The organism is Elusimicrobiales bacterium, from assembly GCA_041651175.1.
GTDB lineage: Bacteria > Elusimicrobiota > Elusimicrobia > Elusimicrobiales > Elusimicrobiaceae > JAQTYB01.
On record JBAZJT010000048.1, the window covers coordinates 1 to 2516 of the forward strand.

The following is a 2516-nucleotide window of genomic DNA, read 5'->3' on the forward strand; positions in this document are numbered from 1 at the left end:
GACGTATTTCTCGACGGCGCATCCTGTGCGGTGGTCCAAGCCGTTGTTATCTTCGGAGTTAGGCGACAGGCATGTTGAGGTGGCCGGATATTTCCAGCACATCATTCTGCATGGCGGGTTGCAGGCTATGTGCGGCGCGCAAAGGCCGAAGGCGGCGGACACCTGACAGAGGCACAGAAAGCAGAGGCGCTGCAACGGGCCGAGAATGGCGTCAGGGCGGCGACCGGAGGCGCGCGGTTATCAGGAACGCCTTTGGCATCCGACGAACTCCTACGCGGCGCCATCCAGCGCGAGGTGGCCCGGCAGAAACCCGCGCCCGTGCCCGCCACGCGGCAGAGACGCCGCACAACAGCCCCGGTGACGGGGCGAGGAGAACACCATGAAGATCGTCATTTGCGGAAACACGGAACACGTCCAGAATCACGCGAACCTGCCGCGCAACTTGGAGCACGACGAAGCGCGTGAGGCGGCGGAGGCGTGGTTTTACGCCGCGCGCGAGGCCGCGCAGGAACTCGGGGACGTGGACGTTGACACGAATTTCCGCCACTACAACGGCGGCTGCCGCTACGGGCGCGGACACGGGCTCATTGACATCGAGGACCGCGCCGGCTCGCTCAGCACCGACGATCTCGCGGTCGAGGCGGTGCAGGATTGGGTCCGGCTCGCGGGCGAGCTCGCGGCATGGCGGGCTGCCATCGGGGGCGTGGAGGTGCTGCTCGACGGCAATGACCCAGAGGATTTCGCGGACGGTGAAGAGGCGCAGGCGCGCGCCCATCTCGCGGCATGGACCCGCGAGGCGGATGGCATTCGCGCCGACCTGGGCCGCGCCCAAAAACTGGCCCGGCTCGCGTGGGCGAAACTTGAACACGATGATGACCCGCTCGTGTGCGCGGGATCGGGTATCGTGTTGACGGCGAAGACAACCGCCGCGAGAAAGTGAAATCATGAATACATTGAATCAGCCACGGTGCACCTTGCGTTTTTCGGCGCGTCCCCAGCGCGCCCTTTCGGCGCAATCGTGCGTTGTCTCCGTGGCTTTTTCTGCCCCTGTCCGGGCGCGACGGCACCGGGCAGGGGCGAACTTTTTCCCACTTGACATTTACGATGCATCGTGATATAATCTGGCGCAGAAAGGGACAGCATAACATGGAATACGTTGACGCGATAGAACTTGGAAAGCAGGTTGGCGTTCATCCGCAGACCATACGGCGGCTGGCCGCTGACGGTAAAATTCCAGCCGTGCGCATCGGCGGTCAGTGGCGCTTTTGTATCGAGGATGTGGTTCAGCGCATGAAAGACGAGCCGCAAAAATGAAGTGGTTCAAGCACCCGTCAACCCTATGCTCTGAGAGGGACGTAGCGCAGTTTTTCGACCGTACCGGGTTGGAAGGTTACGGGTTTTTGATGCTGCTTTTTGAAACCGTTTCCGGCATGAGCGTTCACGGGAACGACTTCACCGCTTCTATGCCGCTTTCCGCTTGGGCGCGTCGGCTTGGATGCCACCATAACCGGGCAGAAAAATACTTTCGGATACTATCTGAATTTGGTGCGACAAGCACATTACCCCAGGGTTACCCCAGGGTTACCCCAGGGTTACCCCAGGGTTACCCAGACATTACCCCCCCCAGTAACCAGTGGGTAACTGTCAAGTACGCCGAAGGTAACATTGAAGTAAAAATTCCTAAGTTGTTTGAACTCAATGACAATCACACTCGTAACTTGCAAGCGACTTGCAAGAAAGTTTCCCTAGACTTAGATCAGAGTAGAATAGATAAAGAAGAAGAGGAAGATCAAGAGCGTGAAACCGGGGCGGTTTCCCGGCGCGCGCATGCCGAACCTAACACGTTGCCGGGCGTCCAAGAGCCGGACCCGGAGGCGCCTTCCGTGGACCCGCTCGCGGGCCTGCCGGACCTTGACGCCTACCACGACACCCTCCGCGCGTGGATTGAAGCGCAAATTGCCCCGGCAAAACTTCCGAGGCCGGGCAGTGCTGGATGGGTCAAGGAGCGAGACACGCTCGCGAAACTTCACCGGCGAGACTGCTACCCGGTGGAGGACATCATGGGCGCGCTGACGTGGATGTTCACCACAGATGACCGCGACGCCGTTTTTTGGCGTGGCGTCGTAAAGGCCATACAGCCGCTGCGCGACAAGAAAAAGGGCGATGCCTTGAACAAATTCGGGAAAATCTTGGACCGCTGGAAGGGCGTGAAACCGGCAGGGCCAAAACTCACCTACGGCATGACCCTCGCGGACCTGGCCGACATCCCCGAAAACAGTTTCCGGCGGCGCCCGAAAGAGGAACCCAAACCATGAAGACAAAACAGGAAACCGTCCGGGCGCTCCAGACCCTCGCGGGTGAGGGGCTGCTCGACATCCAGACCGTACGGGCGGCGCTGCCGGACACTGACCCGGCGCTGTACCGGTGCGCGGAGGCCTGGGAGATGATCCGCCACCACTCTGGCCCGGCGGCGCGGCAGTGCCATTTTGCCTACGGTCCGTGCGGGACCGGCAAAA

At 61.0% G+C, this 2516-nt stretch carries 4 protein-coding genes; all 4 read left to right on the forward strand.

Going from position 1 to position 2516, the window contains the following annotated elements; translation table 11 throughout:
* Nucleotides 1-379: 379 nt before the first annotated feature.
* Nucleotides 380-940, forward strand: coding sequence for a hypothetical protein (locus tag WC421_11740; protein ID MFA5162898.1), 561 nt, complete (start codon nt 380-382; stop codon nt 938-940).
* Between the two features lie 206 nt (nt 941-1146).
* Nucleotides 1147-1314: a helix-turn-helix domain-containing protein gene (locus WC421_11745; GenBank protein ID MFA5162899.1), complete on the forward strand. Its 168-nt coding sequence runs from the start codon at nt 1147-1149 to the stop codon at nt 1312-1314.
* The gene (locus WC421_11750; protein MFA5162900.1) at nt 1311-2315 is read left to right on the forward strand and encodes a hypothetical protein; all 1005 of its coding nucleotides are present in this window, start codon (nt 1311-1313) and stop codon (nt 2313-2315) included. Before WC421_11745 ends, WC421_11750 begins: the two co-directional genes overlap by 4 nt.
* Nucleotides 2312-2516, forward strand: a 205-nt coding sequence (locus WC421_11755; protein MFA5162901.1) for a hypothetical protein, incomplete at its 3' end; no start/stop codon positions are given. The genes WC421_11750 and WC421_11755, both read left to right, overlap by 4 nt.